This window comes from Burkholderia sp. E168m23 (assembly GCF_016586125.1).
In the GTDB taxonomy this organism is placed as follows: Bacteria; Pseudomonadota; Gammaproteobacteria; order Burkholderiales; family Burkholderiaceae; genus Burkholderia; species Burkholderia orbicola.
In genome coordinates this window covers 1-6,609 of the sequence record NZ_BCPP01000339.1, presented here as the reverse complement: position 1 = coordinate 6,609, position 6,609 = coordinate 1, and the positions used below count along the sequence as shown (strand labels likewise).

Genomic DNA, 6,609 nt, shown 5'->3' with positions numbered 1-6,609 from the left:
TTTCTACGAGCGCTGCCAGCGCATCCTCGAGGATTTCCGCGACGCGGAGGCGACCGTGACGGCGTCCGCGCAGCGCCCGCGCGGCAAGCTGCGCGTGAGCCTGCCGGTGATCGGCTACCGCTTCCTGCTGCCGGTGCTGCCCGAATTCCGGCAGCGCTATCCGGACGTCGAGCTCGATCTCGATTTCAACGACCGGATGGTCGACGTCGTCGAAGGCGGCTTCGACGCGGTGATCCGCAGCGGCCCGCTGTCCGATTCGAGCCTGATGTCGCGGCGGCTCGGCCCGTTCGCGTTCGTGCTGTGCGCGACGCCCGCCTATCTCGCGCAGGCCGGCACGCCGCGCACGCCGCGCGAGCTCGAAGCGCACGACTGCGTACGCTACTGCTTCCCGACCACCGGCAAGCTGCAGGACTGGGCGCTCGCGGCCGACGACGGCACGCCGCTCACGCTGCGCACCGCGATGACCTGCAACAACATGGAAGCGCTGCGCGGCGCCGTGCTCGCGGGGCTCGGCATCGGCTACATGCCCGACTTCCTCGCGCGCGACGCGCTCGAATACGGCACGCTCGTCACCGTGCTCGACGACTACCGGATCGCGCCGGGGCAGTTCTCGATCGTGTGGCCGTCGAGCCGGCAGTTGTCGCCGAAGCTGCGCGTGTTCGTCGATTTCCTATGCGAGCGGCTGTTCAAATAGCAACAAGCTGGAGAGGTATTCCGAAAAGCATGGCGTCCCGGACGTTTGGTACAAGAACGCTCAGACCGTCGAAGCTGCTTCCCTCGACGTTTGATCAGCTGTTCGCCCCAAATCAGACTCACGCCTATTCGACTCGCAGGTCCGATACCTTCGATGCTTGGCTTTAGGGAAACGGATAGAGAGGCGCCGCTGATCGCGGATGCACGACACCGACATGCAAATCAGATATCCCGAAGCTCGCGCGCCTCATCTTCTTTACGCAGCATCCGCGAGTGCTTCTGCGATACCGACAACATGCCTGCCACAACAACAGCGATTGCAAAAGTCACAACCATTCGCGTCGGCATTGTTCCCAAATTGCCTGTCGGCAGTACGGCGTCCCAGAATTGAGCCGTGGGAATCTTTGCGGCTAGCGTCGCAAGCCCAGGCACGATAGGAGAAGCGCTGGTCGTTTGAATCATTGATGCGGAAGAAATCGGAATGAGTAGCCCAACAAGAGCCGCAAATCCGGCAGTCTTCCAAATCAGCAACTTCCTCACACGTTCCGGGCGTTTCATCTGCGCAGTCCAAGTTGTTGTTCTCGGACGCTATATCGACACTATTTATCTGATCTTTAACGCTTGTTCACCGCAGAAGCTTCCAGCGTCATTTTTCCGACCAGTAGCCACCTCGTCACGCCGCGCCGATCCGCTCCGCTTCCGCCGCCGGCAGCAGCGCGTCGCTGTCGTCCTTCAGCCCGACGCCCGTCAACTGGAGCCTGCGCGCATGCGTCATCAGGTAATGCAGCTTGTGCGCGGCGGCGGCGTGCGGCAGCCCTTCGGGCCGCACGTTCGAGATGCAGTTGCGCAGCGCGTCGTGACAGCCGACCTTCGGCGCCCACGTCAGGTACACGCCGAGGCTGTCCGGCGAACTGAGGCCGGGCCGTTCGCCGATCAGCATCGCGACCACCTTCGCGCGCAGCAGCTCGCCGATCTCGTCGCCGAGCGCGACGCGCGCCTGCGTCGCGACCACCACCGGGCCGATCCGCCAGCCGTCCGCGTCGAGCCGCGGCCGCACGGCCTGCAACAGCGGCAGCGCCTGCTTCGCGGCCGCGAACGCCGACAGCCCGTCGCCGACCACGAACACGACATCGGGCGCGTCGTCGAGCGCCGCCCCGTAGCCGGCCAGCAGGCCGCGGCTGTCGTCCGACAGCTTGCGGCCGAGATCGGGCCGGCGCAGGTAGTGGTCGCGGTCGGGCGCGGCGCTCTGCACCCGCAGCGTCGGCAGCAGGCCGGCCGCCTCGATCTCGCGCCGCAGCGCATCCGCGTCGAGCGGCTGGTGCACCGCGTCGCGCGCCTGCGCATGCGACAGGTTGAAGGCCAGGAGCGGCGCGGTCGGCAGGCTGTTGCCCGCGCGGCCGAGCGCGATCCGCGCGTTCGTGAACGACTTCAGCTGCGCCCAAGGGTTCTTTTCGACGGCGTCGCTCATGCGGAAATCCCCATCCAGTCGTTCGCGCCCGCGAGCAGCGGCACGCGTGCCGTCGCCGCGCGCAGCGCGCCGTGCGCATCGGCGATTTCCATCGTCTCCAGCCATTCCTCGAACTCGGGCGCGCGGCGCAGGCCGAGCACCTCGCGCACGTAGAGCTGGTCGTGGAACGACGTGCTCTGGTAGTTCAGCATCACGTCGTCGGCGCCCGGAATTCCCATGATGAAGTTGATGCCGGCCGCCCCCAGCAGCGTCAGCAGCGTGTCCATGTCGTCCTGGTCGGCTTCCGCGTGGTTCGTGTAGCAGATGTCGCAGCCCATCGGCACGCCGAGCAGCTTGCCGCAGAAGTGATCCTCGAGCCCGGCGCGGATGATCTGCTTGCCGTCGTACAGGTATTCGGGCCCGATGAAGCCGACCACCGTGTTCACGAGGAACGGTTCGAACTTGCGCGCGACCGCATACGCGCGCACTTCGCAGGTCTGCTGGTCGACGCCGAAATGCGCGTTCGCCGACAGCGCGCTGCCCTGCCCCGTCTCGAAATACATCAGGTTGTTGCCGACCGTGCCGCGCTTCAGCGCCAGCGCGGCCTCGCGCGCCTCGCCGAGCAGCGCGAGCGAGATCCCGAAGCTGGCATTGGCCTTCTCGGTGCCCGCGATCGACTGGAACACGAGATCGACCGGCGCGCCCTTCTCGATCGCCGCGATCGTGTTGGTCACGTGGGTGAGCACGCACGACTGGGTCGGCACGCCGTAGCGTTCGCGAAAGCCGTCGATCATCGCGAGCAGCTTCACGATCGCCGCGAGGCTGTCGGTGGCCGGATTGATGCCGATCATCGCGTCGCCGCAGCCGTACATCAGCCCGTCGAGCATCGACGCGGCGATGCCCTTCACGTCGTCGGTCGGATGGTTCGGCTGCAGCCGCACCGACATCCGGCCGGCCAGCCCGACCGTGTTGCGAAAGCGCGTGACGACGCGGCGCTTTCTCGCGGCCGCGATCAGGTCCTGGTTGCGCATCAGCTTCGACACGGCCGCGACCATCTCGGGCGTGAGACCGGGCGCGATCCGTTCGAGCGCCGCGCCGTCGGCCGCGGGCGACAGCAGCCAGTTGCGGAAATCGCCGACGGTGAGGTGCGAGATCTCCGCGAACGCCTGCGCGTCATGATCGTCGATGATGAGGCGCGTGACCTCGTCGTCTTCATACGGGATCACCGCTTCGCTCAGGAACGCCTTCAGCGGCACGCCCGCGAGCGCGATCTTCGCGGCGACGCGCTCCTCCTCGCTCGCCGCCGCGACGCCGGCGAGCTGGTCGCCGGAACGCAGCGGGCTCGCCTTGGCGAGCAGCGTCTTCAGGTCCGCGAAGCGGTACGTGCGCGGACCGATCGTCTCCGTATAGGACATCGTTCGAATCTCCTTGCCAAAAGCCGACGGCGCGCCCGTTCGACGGGGCGCGCCGGTTGCCGTCAGGAACGGCCTTTCACGTTCACCGTCGTCACGGCGCTCACTCCTCCAGCAGCGCGTCGCCGGGCGCGCTCGCACGCTGGGAGCGGGTCGCGAGGAAGTACGCGTAACCGACCGCGAGGAAGCCGACGAACACCAGCGCGACCAGCCCGTTGAAATACACCATCGTACCGAGGCAGACGAGCGCCGCCAGGATCGCGAATGCCGGGAAGATCGGGTACAGCGGCGCGCGGAACGGCCGCTCCAGGTTCGGCTGCGAGCGGCGCAGCTTGAACAGCGCCGCCATGCTCACGATATACATCACAATTGCGCCGAACACCGACATCGTCACGATATTCGCGGTGAGCGTCTGGCCGCCGAACTGGATCAGCTCGTCGCTGTAGATCGCGGCAATCCCGACCACGCCGCCCGCGAGGATCGCGCGATGCGGCGTCTTGAAGCGCGGATGCACCTTCCCGAGCCACTCCGGCAGGTAGCCTTCGCGGGCCAGCGCGAAGATCTGGCGCGAATAGCCGAGGATGATCCCGTGGAACGACGCGACGAGGCCGAACAGCCCGAGCCACACGAGCATGTGCATCCAGCCGCTGTTCGCGCCGACGATGTACTTCATCGCCTGCGGCAGCGGGTCGTTGATGTTCGCGAGCTTGGTCCAGTCGCCCGCGCCGCCGGCGAACACCATCACGCCGATCGCGAGCGCCACGAGGGTCAGGATGCCGGCCACGTACGCGATCGGAATCGAGCGCTTCGGATTCTTCGCTTCCTCGGCGGCCATCGCGACGCCTTCGATCGCGAGGAAGAACCAGATCGCGAACGGAATCGCCGCGAACATCCCGTGGAATGCGCCCACGCTGAAGTGATCGGCGCCCGACCAGCCGCCCTTCGTGAAATTGCTCCACGCGAAACCCGGCGACACGACGCCCATGAACACCAGCAGCTCGAAGATCGCGAGCAGCGTGACGACGAGCTCGAAGGTCGCCGCGATCTGCACGCCGACGATGTTCAGCGCCATGAACACGAGATACGCGCCCATCGCCGCGTGTTTCGGTTCGAGCCCCGGAAACTGCACATGCAGGTACGCGCCGATCGCGAGCGCGATCGCGGGCGGCGCGAACACGAACTCGACCAGCGTCGCGGCGCCGGCCAGATAGCCGCCGGTCGGGCCGAATGCGCGGCGCGCATAGGCGAACGGGCCGCCCGCGTGCGGGATCGACGTCGTCAGCTCGGTGAAACTGAAGATGAAGGTGGTGTACATCGCCGCGACGAACAGCGCGGTGATCACGAAACCCAGCGTGCCCGCGCTCGCCCAGCCGTAGCTCCAGCCGAAGTATTCGCCGGAAATCACGAGGCCGACCGCGATGCCCCACAGTTGCCAGGTCCCTAGCGTCTGCTGCAGCGCGGGCTGGCCGGAGGACTTGGCGCCGGCGGCGGGCCGGCCATTCGACTCTGCTTTCATCGGACTCTCCTCAAAGGCGCCGGGCCTGCGGGCCCGCGCGACTGAGAATCGATGCTAGAGAGTCATTAAACGACGTGTTATCGAAATTCGGCAAAGATCGCGGCTGACATTTCGCTTGCGGAAACGCTTTCGGAAACGCTTGCGGTACCGCTCGCGGCAACGCCCGCCGCGCCCGTTGCCACGCCGGTCCGGCCCGCGCGATGCGGGCCGGATCGGCCGTGCCGACGGGCCTTACTGGCCGCCGCCGCGCTGGTTGAACCAGCGGTCGAGCAGCTTGCCGGCCGCTTCCCGGCCGCCGAGGCCGAACGACAGCGCAACGGCCACCGCGATCGCGCCGAGCACGAGGCCGAACGCGAGCTGCACGATTTCGTTCGCGATGCCCATCGCGCGCAGCCCCATCGCGAACACGAGGCCGAGGATCGCGAACTGGGCGATCCGCGCGAACAGCACGCTGTGCTCGCGGTCGGCCTGCTCGATCACGCGGCGCGCGAGGCCCGCGAGCCACACGCCGATCACGAGGATCACGCCGCCCATCAGCACGTGGCCGCCGAATTCGATGAACAGCGTGACGACGTCGCGCACCTGCGTGAAGCCGAGCCGGTTCGCGGCTTCGACCGACGCGAATAGCATCGCGAAGAACACGATCAGTCGCGCGACCAGCACCGACGGCTGCAGGATGCCCGAGAACACGCGCTCGACGCCGAGCACGGCCGGCAGCCCGTCGACGCCGGCGGCTTCCAGCAGCTTCTGCGCGAGCGACGCGACGAAGCGCGCGAAGTAGAACGTGACCAGCACGATCACGATCGCCGCGACGATGTCGGGCACCGCGCCGAGGAACTGGTTCAGCATGTTGGTCGCGGGAATCGAGATCGCGTCGATCTTCAGCGCGTCGAGCGCGGAGATCAGCGTCGGCACGAACACGAACACGTAGACGATGGTGCCGACCAGGCTCGACACGCGCACGGGCGTCGGGCTGTCGATCCCTTGCGTGAGGCGGTCGGCGCCGGCGGCGACCAGCAGGTTCGTCACCAGGCCGCGCAGCACGCGCGCGACGACCCAGCCGACGAAGCCGATCACCGCGGCCGCGAAGATGTTCGGCACGATCGCGAGCAGCTTGTCGACCATCCCCTGCACCGGCGACAGCAGGCCCGACAGCGCGAACGAGCCGAGGATCGCCGGCAGGAACATCAGGATCACGAGCCAGAACAGCACGTCGCCGAGATAGCCGCTCATCGGCTGCATGCCGGCGCTTTCGGACAACGTGGCGTCGACCTTGCTCGCCTTCAGCGCGCGGTTCGCGAGGCTGCGCAGCAGCGACGCGATCAGCCACGCGATCAGCGTCAGCGCCGCGCCGCCGATCAGGTTCGGCAGGTAGTTGACGATGTGCGTGACGAGCAGCGAGAACGGATTGGAGACCGCGTACAGGTTGAGCACGTTGAAGATGCCCACCGCGGTGACGAGCAGCACGAGCCAGAACAGGCCGCTGGCGATGATGCGTTCGACGCAGGCGCCCTGGCCGGTGCTGTCGGTGATCCGCTGAT

Annotated in this window: 6 protein-coding genes; 1 reads left to right on the top strand and 5 read right to left on the bottom strand. The window is 67.1% G+C overall.

What is annotated here, in order from left to right:
* A partial coding sequence (locus JMF90_RS18255) for a LysR substrate-binding domain-containing protein (protein WP_201325291.1) occupies positions 1 to 694 on the top strand: 694 nt, incomplete at its 5' end.
* Positions 695 to 915: 221 nt separating this feature from the next.
* On the opposite strand, the gene JMF90_RS18250 is transcribed toward JMF90_RS18255, so the two are convergent.
* From JMF90_RS18250 to JMF90_RS18230, 5 genes are all read right to left on the bottom strand, one after another.
* Positions 916 to 1,251 (bottom strand): hypothetical protein, encoded by a 336-nt coding sequence (locus JMF90_RS18250; RefSeq protein ID WP_124624086.1) that lies wholly within the window; start codon positions 1,249 to 1,251, stop codon positions 916 to 918.
* A gap of 115 nt (positions 1,252 to 1,366) precedes the next feature.
* Positions 1,367 to 2,161 (bottom strand): ethanolamine ammonia-lyase subunit EutC, encoded by a 795-nt coding sequence (gene eutC / locus JMF90_RS18245; protein ID WP_054928219.1) that lies wholly within the window; start codon positions 2,159 to 2,161, stop codon positions 1,367 to 1,369.
* On the bottom strand, positions 2,158 to 3,555 hold the full coding sequence (locus JMF90_RS18240; RefSeq protein WP_201316674.1) for an ethanolamine ammonia-lyase subunit EutB: 1,398 nt from the start codon (positions 3,553 to 3,555) through the stop codon (positions 2,158 to 2,160). The genes eutC and JMF90_RS18240 overlap by 4 nt, the downstream gene beginning before the upstream one ends.
* A 100-nt stretch (positions 3,556 to 3,655) precedes the next feature.
* Entirely contained in the window at positions 3,656 to 5,068 is a 1,413-nt protein-coding gene (eat, locus tag JMF90_RS18235; protein WP_027812788.1) for an ethanolamine permease, read from the bottom strand.
* A 231-nt stretch (positions 5,069 to 5,299) separates the two neighbouring features.
* The coding region (locus JMF90_RS18230; protein WP_201325290.1) for a mechanosensitive ion channel at positions 5,300 to 6,609 on the bottom strand (1,310 nt) is incomplete at its 5' end.

Bases quoted from the DNA above. Each gene is read 5' to 3' on its own strand.
- JMF90_RS18240 (WP_201316674.1), bottom strand. From the start codon at position 3,555: ATGTCCTATACGGAGACGATCGGTCCGCGCACGTACCGCTTCGCGGAC.
- JMF90_RS18250 (WP_124624086.1), bottom strand. From the start codon at position 1,251: ATGAAACGCCCGGAACGTGTGAGGAAGTTGCTGATTTGGAAGACTGCC.
- eat (WP_027812788.1), bottom strand. From the start codon at position 5,068: ATGAAAGCAGAGTCGAATGGCCGGCCCGCCGCCGGCGCCAAGTCCTCC.
- eutC (WP_054928219.1), bottom strand. From the start codon at position 2,161: ATGAGCGACGCCGTCGAAAAGAACCCTTGGGCGCAGCTGAAGTCGTTC.